Below are 16,866 nucleotides of genomic sequence, written 5' to 3' on the forward strand. Positions count from 1 at the left end.
GACCCATAAGAAGGCCACTTTTTTTCGAAGTGTACATCTTGTGGGTCACAGCTCATTGGGGCTTTGAGATAATCTCTATTAATGGTTGCGCTTTTCACACTTTCACCCAATGGTGAATTCAATCTTCTCTGCAGGATTGGTTATATTGGAGATCATGAAGCCAGAATCCTTCATATCCCATTGTCTGCTTGACGGATTAGTGTTAAAAGCAAAAGCTACCCCGTCAACCTTTCCAAACAGATCGGTTCGATCTCCACGATTCCGATCCCTTTCCAAGTCCAGGTTTCCATCCGCCTGCATTAAGGCAACCTGGTAGTGCCTGGTAGCGGTTCCATCCTGATATTCATTTGATCCCAAGATATCGCAATGATAGATGGCCAATCCCGAGGAAGTCAGATGCTTATCTAAATCGATATTTGCTCTATTCTCGACCAGGAAATATTCCTGTTCTTTGTCCGTGTTGTATTTATAAATGGTATTGTAGTCTCCATGCTTAACGTTAATTTTACCGCTGTGTTCATTCAGAATCACCTCATTATCGTACCATCCGACCAGCTTTCTCTGATAAGCACATATCGGAGAAGGAGTATGTCCATTATCCAAATGGTTACCCGAGCCCATTAAACAATATTCTCCGATACCTTGACTCTTTTCAAAATCACCATCACGTTCGCCGTAATCATAGATATCGCAAAAACGACATAGCAGATGCCCTGTCTCATGACAGAAAGTTCCAATAGTCAAATCTCTGCTGCTTCTGCCGGCTCCCGTTAACATATAGGATTTAATTTTATAGTTACCGTATTGCAAATCAACTTCGGAGTTGTGAGGCCATAGATTGCCTTGAAAAACAGATGTTCCCGCATAAAAGAAATTAACAGCATCCACGATGCCTCTATTTTTGGAGTCAAATTTCGATAATTCAACATTAAAATCTCTCATTAGAATATCCATAGCATCTTTTACCAAAAGTGTTTGATTATAATAATTAATGTTATGCGGCAATTTTACTGGACCCACGACATGATTAATGTAATTCAATCTCCCGGAGGACATCGTTTCAAAATACTTGCGAACAGAAGAGTAATTTCCGTTGTTATGGTAGTTTTCCCCGTTTAGCATTTCATCGATATCTTCATTAGAAACTGTTGAAGACAGATCAGCGAAATCGACCATTACTGTTAAACCGTGGATGTCACCCTCTGTAAGAAGATTATTGTCAATTAAACCTCTATATTTACCCCGAGCTAAGAGGTTTATTTCTTCAGTTTTTTTTTGCTGGGGTCGGAGCTCTTTAAACCGATTCATAAACTTTTGGCTTCGGATAATCGAATCTTCCTTAATATGCATTGCAAGTCCTCCTGGAACCGGCTCATCTATTCTAATTCCTGTTGAAACAAGCTTTCCCTCCTGCAGCGTAGCAAAATAAAATTTTTGTGCAGCTTGATCATAAATCACCGTATAACCATCCAATGTCTCGTGGCGGGCATAAAATTCATCACCATATACCCGTAATTGGATTTCCTGATTATCCTGAACAAAACTGGTTATTTCTCCGTCTAATCTACTCATTGTAATGTATCTCCTTTAACTTTTAGATGTTATGTGTACTTAAACAATTGCCTTGCAAAACGAGAAATCCATTCCCAACAAGCTGTGGATCTTCATTCCGGCAATCCGTTCGTTTGATCAGCTGAGCATAAATTTCTGGTTCCGTGAATTTTCTTTTGAACTGTGATTCACAGAAATTAATCAGTAAGGCGGCAGCACCCGCTACATGAGGGCTGGCCATGGAAGTGCCGTTCATAACAGCATAATCGGAACGATTAAAAGTTGACCGGATCGCAACTCCAGGCGCAACCAAATCGATTTGTGCATTTGTGTTCGTGAAACAAGGGAGTATATTATCTAGTCCGATAGCTCCAACTTCAACGACTTCAGAATAAGCTCCCGGATAAGATAACTCATTCTGTAAAATACCGCAGTCCCCGTCGCTGTCAGACCCACCTTCATTTCCGGCAGCACATATTATTAGAATGTCATTATTAACCGCTTCTTTTACCGCATCATGGAGAAGTGTATTATCTTTCCCACCAAGTGACATGTTAATAATTCTAATTTTTTCCTGGTTGGGACCACGCCACGCAATACAATCTTTTATCGCCTGAATTATATCTTCATCCGCAGCTCCATACTTATCATTTCCAAATCCGTCTACAATAGGCTGGCCTTTACCATCCAATTGACGCTCAAATACCTTAAGAATAACCAGCTTGGACTGAGGGGCTACGCCTAAAATCCCTTTCCCATTTTCAGATGCTGCAACTATTCCCGCGACATGTGTTCCATGACCGTTTATATCAGTCACATCCTCCGCAGTTCCTTCCGAAACAACATAATTCCGGGTAGCTATAATGCGGTCCTTAAGATCTGGATGGTCTATTTGGCAACCGCTATCAATAATAGCAATAACCACGCCTTCGCCTTTGTATCCTTGATCCCACATTTGCGCAGCATTGATCATCTTTACACCTTCCGGAACTTCATCTATATTCCGTTGTGTAGACTCTAATTTGAATGGAGTTAGGTTATAATTCGCCATGCTTCACCACCTCTTTATTTTTCTGATGCTGAAATGGACGGTCAGAGCATAATTTTATCTTTGAGAAAGGTAATCTACATCATTTGCTACCTTTAACATTTGGCAACAAAATCTAGGGTCTCCATGCTTTCGCTTATTATCCACTATTCCAAATTCCTTTTTCCGGCGGACATTCTGCTGGGGAAGGGAATTTTTTATTACCAGCTTACTAGGATTGTGAACGGGGGCAAACTATCGATTCCGTAATTTTATCAGATATGCTATAATTTCCCTGCCTCTATTCTATCTATATAATAGGAGATGACCCATTTAATGTTTGCAATCCCGACCAATCGCCTTGTACTGCCTGCTGTCCAATCTATCCTTATTGAAATGACATCCATGCAGCAACGGGGAATCGATCCGGAAGAGTTAATCATCCTAGATAATGGACCTTCCCATGTAGTGATAAAAAACAAGAAAGACATTATGGCACTTCAGAAGACCACTTCCATTCCGATCATTCACCATGATCTCAATGACCAATTAGAGTGGATTCGAGACCTCGCTGAGCATGGACAATGGGATCTCGCTGAATTAACCCGACTGCTCTATCCTCACCCGGAGGAAGTCGATTATGGTAAGGTTTTTAATATGCTCTATCTCGCTGCTGCCAGGTACGGGCGGAAGGTGATTCATCGCAGAGATTCGGATTGTTTTACTCCCCTGGGTGATGAGACCTTGTATCCCGTTTCGGGGGAAATGCAGTTTATCGGCAAAAAAGTTGCCGAGGTGCTTCATAGGATGGATACCTGCGAGAGCCTTACTGATGAATTACTGCCAGAAGAGATCTGGATCGCAGGCAGCGATTATATCGGGGATTGGAATGTGACTCTGGAGCTGCTTCAGCAGCATAACGCACAGACACTTAATGAATTCCTGACCCTCTTAAGCATACCCGAAACCCGGATACCTGCTTACATTGACGCCAAATACAGTGATGTCGAGCTGAACTTCCGCACTCGGCCGTTATTAATCACCTGTGAGAAGCTTCCCGATATCCCTGAGATTGTCCCCAATTATCCTGAATGCGGAAATATTGCGATGATGGAGATTTTTAAGTGGATTCCCAATTTTATCGGCTCCCGCTGTATCGGATTCGATTATCACACCTATATATTGGGCTCCTTGTTAAAAGTCCCCGCCGTCTATCATACCCAGCGGATTATTCATGCCCATGAATACACCCGTAAACAGCAGGATGGGACCTTGAACTATTGGAAAGGCATCGCGAAGCTGGCCGATTACAATTTTTTTATAACGGAATTCCGCTGCAACTATTTGCATCGGCTAGCCCTGCCTGAAGAGAACGGTTTTCATATTCTCCGGGATACAGGACCCTCCACTTTGGTGAATCTGCTATCCGAATGCCAGATGAACCTGGACAGGAAGACAAGGTTGGGCTTGGTGCATGACCTGGCACACAAAATTCTACTGCCCTCCGGGCTGGACGAATATCGTTTGGTTGCTGAGGAGCTGGAACGTGGTGCAAGCCGTCTGATTGATGAACTCGATGAAGATTATAGAAGAAGCATTAAGCTGCAAAATATCTGGAGAGAATTAATCCGTCTTTCTGAGCAGATGGGAAGCGAATCCAGATGCAACGCATATTGAAACAACTACTGGCCGATTTAGCAGAATCGAGAGGCATCCCGACATATCTTCCCGCCTTGGCTTGCACCTTTCTGATGGGTGTCGGTTTCTCCTTGACCATGACATTCATGCCATTGTTCGGAATGCAGCAAATTGGAATGAGCTCATGGATGCTGGGGATATTTTTGACCGTCTCCTCTATGTTCGAGGTGGGGGTGTCCAGCTGGATCGGCAGGTTATCTGACAGACGGCTTAATCGAAAAACCATACTTTTGGCCGCGTCATCAGCTGCAATCATCGGCTATTCTCTTTTTGCTGTTTTTGAGAATTATTACACTTTACTGATCGTATCCATTACATTCATTGCTCTGGCGACTTCTGTATTCCCGCAAATATTTGCCTATGTAAGAGATGCAGCCACTGCGGTGAACAAGGACGCAGACATTGCGATATCTCTGCAAAGAACCTTATTTTCCCTTTCGTGGGTAGTAGGCCCCCTGCTTGCTCCCTTGTTGATCAGAAATCGGAATTATAGCCCGTTATTCCTCTTCGTTGCGGGTCTTTATGCTGTAATAGCGTTGATTGTATATGTATATCTGGTTAGATATGATCGTCCTTCCATGACTGACGCGGACCTGACTTTGGCGCGAACGAAGACTACCAAACAAACGGGACGCTGGCTGCTGTGGGTGTCCATCTCTGCCTTCATGATTTTCGAGACCAGCAATGCCATGTCAGGAATTGCCTTACCTTTGCTTACTACGGTTGATCTTCGCGCTACAGACCAAACCGTCGGTTGGCTGGTTGGGCTGGGCGCTCTGCTACAAATCCCGTTCATGCTTGGATTCGGTCTATTGGCTAAAAGGTACGGCAATACGTTTATAATGAAAGCCGCTGGTGTGTTTGGCGTTCTTTATTTTGTTTTATCGTCTGGGGCGGATACAACCTGGCAGCTGGCAGCTTGTCAGATTCTGAATGCTGCCTACGTATCTATTGTACTTGGCGTTGGCCTCAATTATTGTCAGGAGCTGATCCCTGAATCCCCTGGCACCGCGACAACAATGTATTCCAATGCTACAACCATCGGACTTATGCTTGACGGATTCATGGCTGGGAGTATTGGAGAGTGGATGGGGAACCGCGCGATCTTCATCGCCTGTGCCACCTTGGCTGGCCTTGGACTCGTGCTTATTAACAGCACAAGCTTACTAAGCAATAAGAAAGATTTCATGAAAAAGGCTGAAACGTTAACATAACCACTAACTAAACACGAAACCTGCAGGTATGAATACCGTACTATAGGGTAATTAAAGAATAAGACCGCACTAAGCGGCCTATACAACCCTAGAGGAGGAAACATGATGCTAAAAAAAATTCTCGGCAAAGTCCTGCACTCCATGGAACACTCCCAACATGGAAGGCGAAGCAGATCTTCAAGCGGTCATAAAGGGAGGCCTGTGTACGGCAGACATTCAAGCAGTAGTCACGGATACAAGCACCACTCATCTTCGGACGCGCACCACGGAGGAAATGGACATAAATATTATAAGAATCGCTACGGCAGCTCAAGCTGATCCTTGCCCATTTGAGCACTGTTCCAAAATCACAAGGCGCCTTTCATCTTTTGGATGAAGGCGCCTTTTTTGTGCGGATATTAATATCACCGCAGGCTCTCATGTAAAGCTTCGGCTTCACGGACAAAAAAGGCTGTATCCGGATAGGCTTCCTGCTCTCCGAGAAGCCGGGATACGATACGCAGCATTCCTGGCGACAAATCCAGTTCTTCCCGCCAGCTCCGCTCCTCCCCTCCCGGTTCGGGTCTGTAACCGGAATACAGCATGAACAGCATTAATTGTCCGATATCATACAAATCTGAGGTAATAACCGGCGGCATCCGTTTCGGTATCTCCTCCACCTTCGGCTTCCGCCTCTCCAGCACCGTTTCCACCTCTCCGATCCGCCTTGCCAACCCGAAATCAATTAAGTATATTTCTTCATTCTGGAGAATCACATTAGGAATCCGCAGATCAAGGTGAACATATCCACGCGAATGGACATGGGCCACCAATTCCATCAGTCTCAAGGTCGTGGCCAGACACTCCCGCTCCCCGTAGATAATGTGCCCATCGAAGATCAAATCCTCCAGCGTCTTACCCTCTATATAATCGGTTACCAGCCAGTTTGAACCTTTCTCTTCAAAGTAATCGCGGCACTTGGGAATGTGAGGATGGTTCATGGCCTGTAAGATATCCCGCTCCTTGGCCAGCATACTCCGTCCCACCGCTTTCTTGCTCGGTCTGGACTGCTTGACGGCTAGAAGGGCTCCATTCCTGGAGTCACTGCACCGGTAAGTAAGCCCGTAGCTCCCTTCCCCTAATAGGGATTCTATCGTATACCATTCACCGATCCGGCTCCCTTCCGGAAGCGGGTAATCGCGCCAGGCCCGAACAAATCCTCGCCACCGTTCAAATGCCATTTCTCTTGCTCCCCTCCGTTCTCTATAAGCGTATAGAATGCTAGTACTATTATTATCTCATAGATGACTCCCGGCGCAGCAAAAAATGAGGGGATTGCGCCCAAAGCTTCTGCACCGGAGATTTCGTGAAATGAACTTGTAAGGGAAAAACTACAAACCGTTCCCTTCGTGTGTTTTGCTATGTGCTATTCCTTAACAAGAGAAGGCACAGCCAAGTGATCATCGGCATTTACCGTCTCTTTATCTTTATCCAGAAGCACGATGATCGCTGGCAATACGATTAAAGTGCTGAGCAAGCACAACAACGTATCCATGACGGTGGTCACTCCGAACAGCTTAACAACCTCAAAGTTCGTAAACAGCAGGGCGCTGAAGCCACCCACAACCGTAAGCCCGGAGGCCGAAATGGCGCGGCCGACTTTGGTCATCGCCGTAATAATGGCTGCCTCGGTATTCATTCCGTTCGCCTTTTCTTCCAAATAGCGTTCCATCAGTAAAATAGTGAACTCTGTTCCGATTCCAAGCACCAGTGCGCCAAGTACTGCGGTCAACGGATTAATGTCAATTCCCAGAACAAAGAGCAGAGCGGTTGACCACCCGTTGACCAGAATGATAGGTAAAAGCGGAAAGAACGCCCTTTTAATATTCCGGTAAACAATAAACAATCCGATCAGTATGGCCAGCAATCCAGAAATGAGCGAAGTATGCCGGCTGTCTGTCAAGCCGTTCAAGCTTTTCACCTGCAACACCTGAATGCCGACCGGACTTGCGTTTACACCTTCAGGAAGATCCATGTTTTGTTCCAGCCGCCCCAGCAGCTTCTCCTGCTCCTGTGTGCTGATATTTTCCAGGGTAAAAACAATATGCGCCATCCGCCGATCCGGGGACAGCAGCGGGGCAGTCAGCTCGGACGGCAGTTGGTCCAGCACATTCCCGATCACGGATGAATCTGCGGCGGCGATATTGGGCTGGACCGCCGACATGGCGCTAACGATGCTTGAGCTGCTTGAAATCTCTCTATTTTCTGTGTCGGCACGCTTTTGGAAGGTATCCATCCACTTTATAACCTCCGGACGGGTCACGTCCTCTGCCTCAACCATCCAATCCAGGGTTAGCGTGCTGCCCAGAACCTGGCGAATCTCATTCATTTCGATAAGCGCCGGTGCATTCTGCGGCATCAGCTTCTCAATATTACTCTCCACATTCAGCTTGTAATCCACGGAAAATCCAGCGATTGCGATAACGACTGGAATCACCAGCATCAGCTTCGGCCGCTCAATGACGTTCTTCGCCAATGCGCCAAGACCGCGTTCAACCGCATTCCCCTTTTTCCCTTTGCGCAGTTTGATACCTTTACGGTCTCTCAGCACCAGCACCGGGAGCAGGAGGAGTAAGCTCACAGTGTACATTATGCAGACTCCAACCGCCAGCATCAGACCGAACTCCTTGATCATCGGCATTTCCGACAACAACAGCGTCAGGAAGCCCGCCGCCATAATAATGACCGCGATGCCCACCGCCGGCGCCATATGTTTTACGGCATGGGTTACTGCTTTGGAGGAATCCTCTGTTTTGACCAACTCCTCTTCATAGCGGTTATGGAACTGCAGCGCAAAATCCGTCCCTAAACCAATCAGAATCGGCAGCAAGGCCATTGTCGCAATGCTCAGCGGCATGCCGATGTAACCCATCAAACCAAAAACCCAGATCATGCCGGTCAAGACAACTGGCAACGAAAGAAGACGCCACCGGACGGGAAATACGACCAACAGCACAATGACCATCAGGACAATGACTGTGAGCAGCATCGTCACAATATCTTGCGCAATGAAGTCCTCTATCGTCTTAGAAATGGCCGGAATACCCGAAAATAAGGAATTGGAATGCTCTATCGGATGCTCCGCGATGATCCGCTCCAATTCGTCGGTCACCTCTGCCATTTGCTGCATCGTAAGTCCGCTGTCCAGCTGTATATTATATAGAACGCTTTGCCCGTCTTCGGGCAAGAGCGGTGCTACAGCTGTTTGAGGAGCTCCGGACTCATCGAACAAGGCATAGCGCACAAACGCCGTATTGGTTGCGGACAATTCACCAAGCTCATTCATTTGCCGGATTTGCTCTCCATATTGAGCTGCAATCGCCTGTTCCACTTTCTGTTTCGCGGCATCCGCCGCCTGGGCCTGCTGTTCTTCATCACCTCCGCTAGCTTTCGCAGCCGCGGCGCCCTCCGCCATCGCTTGCTGCACTTGCTCTGCAATCTGCTGTTGCATTTGCGTCATTTGCCGCTCAGCTTGTTCGGCAAACACGCCGGCCAAGGAAACCGGACTGGTCACCGAATAGACTTTTTCAGTGGCAGCAAGCTCCTGCTGCAGCGCATTCATCTCCCGGAGCGCATCACCATTCAGCAGCAGATTGTCGTCGCCGCGTAACAGCAGCACTAGGCTTTCCCCTCCAAACTGCTTCTGAAAGCGCTCATTATGAATCGAAACCGGATCATCCTTTGACAGCAGCATATCTACACTTGTCTTTACCTCTATGCGGGTTAGTCCGTATGCCATTCCCCCGGTAATCAAAGCCAGAATGACGAGCAGCAGAACCGCACGTTTGGAAATCAGTTTTCCGGCTTCCGATGTTACATTTCTCAAGAACATTCTCTCACTCCATTTCTATATTTAATCTGTTTTATAAAGCTTTTTTTCCACTGTTCCAATGTTCGTGTCTTCCCATCACCCCCTCTATGAATTCATGACAGGTCACAATCTTGTCGGCCAGGCACACTACCCAGGATTCTCTAAAGCGAGGGACGGCTGGTGTTAAAGGCCACATATGCTTAGCGATAATATCCCGCTCAATCTTGTTGAGGGCAAAGATATCTTCCGCATTACGCAGTGCAACCCTGGGGTGAGTGAACCCATGCCATCTTCCTCCCGCAGCCGGATCATGCCAATCATATAAAAACAGATCATGAAGCAGCCCGCCTCTGGCCGCCGAGCGATAATCAAGCTTGCACTTCCGGCAAATTCGATAGCTCAGAAAAGAAACGGCCTGGGAATGCTTTAGGCAGGTCGTCCGGCCATGCTGAATGAACATATCCATACGCTGCACCTGCTCATGTGGGAGCAGGTCTTCGACACAAGCGGAATACTCCTCGGCATTGGAGTGCCTGAGCGCAGGCCGGGCCGCTGACTGACAGCGGAACCATTCCACGCTTATGGAAATTGCCGCGTCCAAAATGAAATACACCAGTACGCACCACGCTGCTGCCGTGATGATTCCGGCCGGAGCCAAGGCGAGCATCCGCGTTACAGCCGGATGCAGGAATTCCGTCAGCAGATAAGCAATCAATCCCCACAGCAAGGAATATTCCACACACACATATCCGCCGATATTCCATTGATTTCCACTATAATCCCACCATCTTCGCTGAAAGACCTTATCCAATATCAGACCCGTGAAATACTCCAGCCACGTAACCAGCAACGCTGAAACGCAGATTAGAGCCATCATGCGTACAAACGGATCTTCGATCCTGGCCCCCGTCCATTCCGCGACATGAATGATCAGCAACGCACCGAAACCATAAATCGGGCAAAAGCAACCAAACATAAATCCTCTATTCACAAAATGCTGTTGTCTTACACCGGCATATATCGTCTCCAGCAGCCAGCCTCCCAAAGCATAGACGGCAAAAAATAGAAGCTCCGTGGAGAAACCCGTACTCATCTGCCTCACTCCCATTTGAAAAAGAAATCAAAATACACAAAAGACCCAAAAACTACACAAGAAACAGACAGTCTCCACCTGCTGGAAGTAACTCCATGAACCAACTGATGATAAACCGTCTTAGAAGCGACCGGAGCGAAAAATAGCATACAGCAGCCAGGCGAACATTAGCAGTGAGATTACGGCACCGATTTCCAGCATCGGCAGCCTCCAGAGTATCGTTTGTGCCCCGCTGATGGAGGAGCCGATAATCAGGCCGAGCAGCACCAGGCTAAGCGCAAGCAGCACAATGCTGAAGGACATCTGATTGCTTATCCGGTCCAGCTTCTTCACCAATTGCTCAAGCTGCGGAGAAACTACTTCCACTTGCATCTTTCCCTTGCGCAGCATTGCACTTAACCGGCCCATCGTTACGGGCAGTTCGCTCGCGATCTGCAAGTATTCCGGGACATCCTCCAGCGCGTTCTTCAGAAAGCTCCAGGGGTTCAGGCGTTCCAAATACAGCCTTTTCCCAATCGGTTCTGCGACATCAAACACACTGAAATCCGGATCAAGCTCGGCAACCACCCCTTCGGTAGTGAGAATGGATTTTCCAACCATGGTCAGCTCGGAGGGGATACGAATCCGGTGCTTAAAAGCCACACCGAATAAATCAGTAATCATTTCTCCCAAACTCACCTCTTTTAGAGGAACATCGTAGAACTTCGTCCGCATCTCTTCTACATCCGCGTACAGCTTCCCCCGGTCCACTTCTGCAGGGATCATACCCAATTGCTCGATGGCACGCATCACCCCCTTGGAGCTTCTGTTCCGTAAAGCGATAATAAAGGAAGCAAAATGTTTTTGTGTATGAGCGGATAGCCGCCCCACCATCCCGAAATCCAGAAGCGCAATCTCTTCCCCGGGGAGAACCAGAATATTACCGGGATGGGGATCGGCATGAAACACACCGTCCACCAGTATTTGCTGAAAAATAGCACCCGCAATCCGTTCGGCCACTACACGGGTCCGTATGCCCTGCTCCTTGAGCTGTGCCTTATCCGATAGACGTATGCCTTGGATATACTCCATGGTCAATACCTTTTGAGTGGAATAAGGTCGGTATACGGCCGGAATGCGTACATGCTTCATTTCACCCGCCGAGCGGGCAAAACGTTCCAGATGAGCAGCCTCCTGCCTGTAATCGAGTTCAGCAAGCAGGCCCTGGCCAAGTTCCTCCACCACCTCGGTCAAACGGTAGCTGGCTGACCAGCTGCCCCGGCGGTCAGCCAGCCGCGCCAGGTCTGCCAAAATATCCAGATCTGTTTCGACAAGTGCGGAAAGCTGTGGCCGCTGTACCTTGACTGCCACTTCCTTGCCATCAGCCAGAACAGCACGATGAACCTGCCCGATCGAAGCAGAAGCCGTCGGTAAGGTTTCAAAGGTTCGAAAGAGCTGCGATATGGGAGCTCCCAATTCTTCTTCAACTACTCTGGATACGTCGGCATACGGAAACGGGGGGACTGCATCCTGAAGCTTAGCCAACTCCTTCAAAACGGGCCGCGGAACCAAATCCGGCCGGGTGCTTGCCATCTGTCCCAGCTTGATGAACGTGGTGCCCAGTTCTTCCAGCAGCAAGCGGATACGTTTGCCCGCGTTGTCCCAATCCATTTCACCATTTGCGGAAGCAGCGGCCTCCCCGCTATTGCTGTAGACGATAAATTCGAATCCGTTGCGGGCAAGTGCGGAACTGATCGTGCGGTAACGCTGCAATTGTCTGAATTTTTTTTGCGCCCCCAATCCGGCACCCCCGTTAGTTGTTTAGATCTTTCTTTTGTTCAAGCGCAAGCACACGAAGCTTTAACTGCTCAAGTTCTTCCAGAGCCGCCTGGTTTTGTTCCGACAAAATCGCCTGAACCCGTTCGGTAATTCGTGCTTCCAGCCGCTGCTCTTCTTCTTCTTTGCGATGGATAAGCTTCTCCGCCAGTGCACGGGCTTCCAGACGTCCCACCTCTCCTTTTTTGACCAAATCACCCACGGTTAGTTCGATTTGTTCCTTACCCGCAGCCGCCAGGCCGATCCCCAGCATCATCGCTTTTTCCAACGTTGTTTTCATTCGTTTACAGCTCCTTTGATCAAATGATTTGCTTTTGCTATACGGATTTGCCGTTGAAGCTCTTCTATACTTTGTTCCGCAGCGTCCTCGCCCGCCTTGATGCATTCCTGTGATTTGGTAAAGTCAAAGGCCGCGAAAGTTCCAACGTCAGGCCGGATCACAAAGTCTGCCAGCTTCAGACTGGCATGCTTGCGCTCCGCCGTCATCAGGCTGTACGAGCGGTACACCACTTCGACCATATTGCGCGGCGGCTTGTTCTCATGTTCTCTCGCCACATCCACGGCAATCACAAAGCAGGTATCCTCGGCCAGCGCCTCCTCCACCGGTAAATTGTTCAATACCCCACCGTCCACCAGCATCTGATCTCCATCCATCAGTGGCGCAAAAACACCCGGAAATGCGGTGGTTGCTCTGAGGACAGTACCGAGATCCCCTTGATCCAGCACCACCTGCTTTCCCTGCATCAGATCAACCGCGATGGCTCTGAACTCGATTGGAAATTGTTCGATCGGCAAGTCGTATTTACCGTGTCTTCGCAGCAATTCGTTGATCGTATTATGAACCGCATTGCCGGCAAGCAAGCCGCGGTGGCGAATACCAACATCGAGCAAACGGTATTTTGGTGTATTTAACAACAATTGTTCAATCTCCCGGGCAGAAACACCAGCCGCGTACAAGCCTCCGATGGCGCCACCCATGCTTGTGCCCACAATGCGGTCTATCTGGATTCCGTGTCGCTCAAAAGCTTTCAATACGCCAACATGCGCCAGCCCCCTGACGGCTCCGCCGCCCAGAACAAGTCCTGTTTTTCCCATAATGCACTCCACTCCCGCCGCAAAAAACATAAAAGACCCAAAAACTAATGAAAAGCAAAAGCTTTCTCAAGCTAAAGCTTCGTGCAGCATATTTGACAACAATTGCTGTTCCTGATGGGACAGCTCATCCATGGTGCGGAGAAATTCGGATACCAGCTCTGTGAATTCGGTGCCAAGCTCGTCATTGATCGTTTGAATAATGGTGCCGAGAACCGTGCCCACAAACATCAGGGTTCCATTCACGCTGCCCGGTGTTTTGCTTACCACCAGACGGATCAACGTTTCCGTTTTGCCGCCAAGCTTCTTCACATAAACAAGCAGCAGGCCGAGAATATAGCCGCAAAACTCAATGCTGGATGCCTTGGAAGGAATTTCGTTCATCACTTTTCGGATCAGGTCGTTAACATTGCCGTTCTTTACGCTTTGCAGCAGATCGCGGATATGGGCCACCGTCTGCTCCCAGTCCGCCGGATTTAAGGAATCGCTCCGGTTCTGCTTGAACAGCTCGGATGCCTTGTTCGTAGGCGAGAACACGACCTGCGAACGGCCGGTTTCCTTGGAATTCACTTCATAGCTCCGTGTTACAAAGCCGAGCTTTTCGATTTCCTTCAGCATGTCATAAGCAGTCCATTTGCTGACTCCCAATGCACGGGCCAATGTCTCATAATGGATAGGCAAGCGGGTGCGCTGATATAGCTCCACCAGTTGTCCCAACAATTGCAACCGTCGCTTCGTAAGCGGCATTGATGTTCACCTCAAGAGTTTTTGGGTTTTTTGTGTTTATATTACCATTAGCATTTCCGCTCGTCAAGGCGTCCGCTTTCTGCTGTTCCTTTTGTATACTGGCGGTCCAAGAACATCTCCGATTTAGGCTTAAGTTTTGGCTTTAGTAATACAGTTACCCTTACACTAGTCCCTACTCAGGGCGGAACGCACTCCAAAATGTGGGTCAATGGAAAAATGATTTGGGTCTTGCCGAATTACAGAACACATCCAACCACTGCACGTGTGGCATATACCCACGGTTGCAAGGACCAATATGGATATGTTCAGCATAATACGGCGACTTGGTCTCAAACTGAACTTTTGAGAAATGGTGTGTGGGTAAGTTGGGTAGGCACAGATTGGGGATACGGTGCTTACCGAAAAAATGATGGAGCCTATGGAATTTATCTGCCTCATCCTACGTCCGCTTACCTCGCCAAACCCAATGGTCCAGATCCAGCCGGTGATGGAATTGGTGTATAAATATCCGAATATTTGAAAATAAGAACACCTAAGATTTTCGAGTAGTGTTAGTACTCGATTCCTAGTTGTTCTTATTTTTTTACTAGCAAAACGGTATTTACCAGTCAATAAACCTCCCGAAAGTGGGCTCCAAACCAAAACACCCTTTCCGTATTTCGCTGTGGCAGCAAGCAAACCGAATTCGATATTACGGTTTAAAGTGGAGTTGGGGATTGCTCAGAGATAAAACGTCAACTACTTTCCCGATGATTTGCAGATAAATTCATGGCGTACAATTTTTCAGTTGTACGCCATTTTTAAGCATTACTGTCCATTGGTAAAATATCTGTCTGCGAAACATTGACTTTCTTGATACAGCCTATAATTAGCTCTTCTGCGACTCCATTTCTTTCAACGTAGGATAATCCGTATAACCCTTGCTTCCACCACCATAAAATGTTGCAGGATCTGCTTCATTTAATGGAGCGCCTGCTTTAAGTCGTTCCGCAAAATCCGGATTAGCCAGTGACCATACCCCAACAGGTGCCAGATCAGCAAGGCCACTCTCGATATCGACACCAATATTCTCAAGTCCCCGTCCAGCCCGATTGACTAACAACGAATTCGTCCATAAGGAACGAATATCTTGAAGCAATTCATCGTTTCCTAGGTGCATAATATGAAGGTAGGCTAAATCCAATTTTTCTAATTCTTGCGTCAGGTAACGATAAAGTTCAGGCCCTTGTTCCCCATCTTGAATCCCGCCAAGAGGGGTCCCTGGCGAAATACGGAATCCTGTTCTCTCTGCCCCAATCTCGTCAACGATGGCTTTGGCTACTTCAATCGCGAAGCGGGCACGATTTTCTATAGAGCCACCATATTCATCCGTCCGTTTATTGGAATTTTCTCCGATAAATTGGTTGATTAGATAACCATTTGCCCCATGAATTTCAACACCGTCAGCACCTGCGGCAATAGCAGCCGCCGCAGCTTTGCGATAATCTGCAATGGTCGTTTGAATCTCTTCCTTACTCAACTCGCGTGGTACAGGGATATCCTGCATACCTGTAGCCGTAAACGTTTCTACTCCTGGTGCAATTGCAGATGGTGCAACCGGCTGCCGATGATGTGGTGTATTGTCAGGGTGCGACATACGACCGGCATGCATTAATTGGATATAAATATACCCGCCGGCTTCATGCACGGCATCGGTAACCTTTTTCCACCCTTCAATATGCTTTTTCATATAGATCCCAGGTGTCATTAAGTAACCTTGACCATCATCTGAAGGTTGTGCACCTTCTGTAATAATAAGTCCCATGGATGCACGTTGAGCATAATAAAGTGCAGCCAACTCTCCAGGCGTACCGTCCTCTTGCGCTCGACTACGTGTCATTGGTGCCATCGCTAGACGATGGGGCAATTCCATGTTTCCAATTTTCGTTTTACTCCACAATTTTTCCATACTGATATTCACCTCTTCAAATGAATTTACACGGATATTTTAATTCGATTTAGAATTCTGAAATTATTGGATAGATTTGACTTCTCAGATTGAAGTCATAGTTCTGGTCAACGATCCCTACCACTTCGTTGCTATCATAAAGCTCAACCATGAACCCCGCCATTTGTTCGGCAGTGTGGTACTTAGGCATGTTTGCTTTGTAATCAAATTCTTCAGCATCGATCGATTTCTTCACAAATTCCGTTTCGGTTATTGCCGGTGCTAACACTTTTGCTTTTAATTTCGCACCTTTAAGCTCCAGTTCTTTGGCAAGCCCTTCGGTGAAGGCACTAACATAATATTTAGATGCAGAATAAGCAACACTCCCAACAGCAATGGCATATCCGAGTGCGGATGCTACGTTAATTAACTGAGTGCCTTCTACATCAGCATAATCCCGCACAAATAGTGTGGACAGGATCGTCAAGGATTCGATGTTAACACGTAACATAGTTTCAACTTTAGCTAAATTCTGCTCTGCTATAAAAGAAGCTTCACCAAGCCCAGCATTGTTAATCCAGGTCTCGATTTGATATTCCTTTAAATCGTTATACAGTGTATAGGCCTGTTTGGAGTCAGACAGGTCACTTGTATGAACAATAACATTTACATTAGGATCCATAACCTGGATTGTTGATTTAAGCTCTTCTAATTTATCTAATCGTCTAGCTACCAAAATTAAGTTTTTACCGCGTGCAGCAAACGCCAATGCCGTCTCATATCCAATTCCTGAACTTGCTCCTGTAATCACTGTGTACTTCATCATTATTCTCTCCCTTTGGTTTTGAATTA

At 47.4% G+C, this 16,866-nt stretch carries 13 protein-coding genes; 2 read left to right on the top strand and 11 right to left on the bottom strand.

The features are described 5' to 3' along the window. Positions 1-102: 102 nt before the first annotated feature. Positions 103-1,572: a M6 family metalloprotease domain-containing protein gene (locus ACTJKB_RS05620; RefSeq protein ID WP_440832344.1), complete on the bottom strand. Its 1,470-nt coding sequence runs from the start codon at positions 1,570-1,572 to the stop codon at positions 103-105. Between the two features lie 22 nt (positions 1,573-1,594). Further along, complete coding sequence (locus ACTJKB_RS05625) at positions 1,595-2,602, bottom strand: S8 family peptidase (protein ID WP_440832345.1); 1,008 nt, start codon at positions 2,600-2,602, stop codon at positions 1,595-1,597. Between the two features lie 312 nt (positions 2,603-2,914). Here ACTJKB_RS05625 and ACTJKB_RS05630 point away from each other — a divergent pair, with 312 nt between their 5' ends. Continuing rightward, positions 2,915-4,255: a DUF6271 family protein gene (locus tag ACTJKB_RS05630; protein WP_440832346.1), complete on the top strand. Its 1,341-nt coding sequence runs from the start codon at positions 2,915-2,917 to the stop codon at positions 4,253-4,255. Further along, the gene (locus tag ACTJKB_RS05635; RefSeq protein WP_440832348.1) at positions 4,240-5,490 is read left to right on the top strand and encodes a sugar efflux transporter; all 1,251 of its coding nucleotides are present in this window, start codon (positions 4,240-4,242) and stop codon (positions 5,488-5,490) included. Before ACTJKB_RS05630 ends, ACTJKB_RS05635 begins: the two co-directional genes overlap by 16 nt. A gap of 404 nt (positions 5,491-5,894) precedes the next feature. Here ACTJKB_RS05635 and ACTJKB_RS05640 read toward each other — a convergent pair whose 3' ends face one another. From ACTJKB_RS05640 to ACTJKB_RS05680, 9 genes are all read right to left on the bottom strand, one after another. Beyond that, complete coding sequence (locus tag ACTJKB_RS05640; protein ID WP_440832349.1) at positions 5,895-6,710, bottom strand: serine/threonine protein kinase; 816 nt, start codon at positions 6,708-6,710, stop codon at positions 5,895-5,897. A gap of 185 nt (positions 6,711-6,895) precedes the next feature. Continuing rightward, positions 6,896-9,361 carry an efflux RND transporter permease subunit gene (locus ACTJKB_RS05645; protein WP_440832350.1) on the bottom strand — a complete coding sequence of 822 codons (2,466 nt, stop codon included), beginning with the start codon at positions 9,359-9,361 and terminating at the stop codon, positions 6,896-6,898. Positions 9,362-9,392: 31 nt separating this feature from the next. Further along, positions 9,393-10,433: a putative ABC transporter permease gene (locus tag ACTJKB_RS05650; protein WP_440832351.1), complete on the bottom strand. Its 1,041-nt coding sequence runs from the start codon at positions 10,431-10,433 to the stop codon at positions 9,393-9,395. Positions 10,434-10,553: 120 nt separating this feature from the next. Further along, positions 10,554-12,212 (bottom strand): ABC1 kinase family protein, encoded by a 1,659-nt coding sequence (locus tag ACTJKB_RS05655; protein WP_440832352.1) that lies wholly within the window; start codon positions 12,210-12,212, stop codon positions 10,554-10,556. A gap of 13 nt (positions 12,213-12,225) precedes the next feature. Beyond that, on the bottom strand, positions 12,226-12,528 hold the full coding sequence (locus tag ACTJKB_RS05660) for a phasin family protein (RefSeq protein ID WP_440832353.1): 303 nt from the start codon (positions 12,526-12,528) through the stop codon (positions 12,226-12,228). Further along, positions 12,525-13,343: a patatin-like phospholipase family protein gene (locus ACTJKB_RS05665; RefSeq protein ID WP_440832354.1), complete on the bottom strand. Its 819-nt coding sequence runs from the start codon at positions 13,341-13,343 to the stop codon at positions 12,525-12,527. Before ACTJKB_RS05665 ends, ACTJKB_RS05660 begins: the two co-directional genes overlap by 4 nt. Positions 13,344-13,409: 66 nt before the next feature. Further along, positions 13,410-14,087, bottom strand: coding sequence for an Lrp/AsnC family transcriptional regulator (locus ACTJKB_RS05670; protein ID WP_440832356.1), 678 nt, complete (start codon positions 14,085-14,087; stop codon positions 13,410-13,412). A gap of 868 nt (positions 14,088-14,955) precedes the next feature. Next, the gene (locus ACTJKB_RS05675) at positions 14,956-16,035 is read right to left on the bottom strand and encodes an alkene reductase (RefSeq protein ID WP_440832357.1); all 1,080 of its coding nucleotides are present in this window, start codon (positions 16,033-16,035) and stop codon (positions 14,956-14,958) included. A 49-nt stretch (positions 16,036-16,084) separates the two neighbouring features. After that, on the bottom strand, positions 16,085-16,837 hold the full coding sequence (locus ACTJKB_RS05680; RefSeq protein ID WP_440832358.1) for an SDR family NAD(P)-dependent oxidoreductase: 753 nt from the start codon (positions 16,835-16,837) through the stop codon (positions 16,085-16,087). Positions 16,838-16,866: the final 29 nt, after the last annotated feature.

Source organism: Paenibacillus sp. 22594 (assembly GCF_052044425.1).
Taxonomy (GTDB): domain Bacteria; phylum Bacillota; class Bacilli; order Paenibacillales; family Paenibacillaceae; genus Paenibacillus_AQ.